The 271-nt window shown below is 32.8% G+C and carries 1 pseudogene; it reads right to left on the reverse strand.

The features are described 5' to 3' along the window. Window positions 1–66 precede the first annotated feature (66 nt). A pseudogene (locus BOQ62_RS01170) lies at window positions 67–271 on the reverse strand (hypothetical protein); the annotation flags it as partial.

Consider the following 271-nt stretch of genomic DNA (forward strand, 5'->3'; position numbering starts at 1 on the left):
ATATAATCATTACGGATCTTATCCTTATTATACTTTAGGAGTATTGCAGGAACGATATAATTGCCATTACCAAAATCGTAACCATCTATTGCAGATTGCTTTAGTAGCCAATGCTGCCCCTCCACTTAGATATATTGTAGCTATATCTAATGTTGTAATAACTCCTTTTTCAATATAATCATTACGGATCTTATCCTTATTATACTTTAGGAGTATTGCAGGAACGATATAATTGCCATTACCAAAATCGTAACCATCTATTGCAGATTGC

The sequence above is a fragment of the Chryseobacterium sp. CH21 genome (assembly GCF_004119445.1).
Taxonomy (GTDB): domain Bacteria; phylum Bacteroidota; class Bacteroidia; order Flavobacteriales; family Weeksellaceae; genus Chryseobacterium.